The 235-nt window shown below is 74.5% G+C and carries 1 protein-coding gene; it reads left to right on the top strand.

The annotated features are described in order from the left end of the window. Nucleotides 1–27: 27 nt before the first annotated feature. Nucleotides 28–235 (top strand): hypothetical protein (locus AAHZ94_RS36650; protein WP_349997732.1); only part of this gene is annotated, 208 nt, incomplete at its 3' end.

The following is a 235-nucleotide window of genomic DNA, read 5'->3' on the forward strand; positions in this document are numbered from 1 at the left end:
TTTTATTACGCCCGCCCCCAGTATATTATGAATTTTTGGGGTGGGGGGGGGGGGGGGTGTTTTTTGTTGTGGGGGGGGGGGGGGGGGGGGGGGGGGGGGGGGGGGTGGGGGGGGGGGGGGGCGCGGGGGGGGGGGGGGGGGGGCCAACGGGGGGGGGTGGGGGCGGCGCGGGGCGTGGGGGCGCCCGGCACGGTACTGGAGGGTTTTGATGGCGCCTTCGTTCTTGCCCATCACC

It is taken from the genome of Streptomyces sp. HSW2009, assembly GCF_040240285.1.
Taxonomy (GTDB): Bacteria; Actinomycetota; Actinomycetes; order Streptomycetales; family Streptomycetaceae; genus Streptomyces.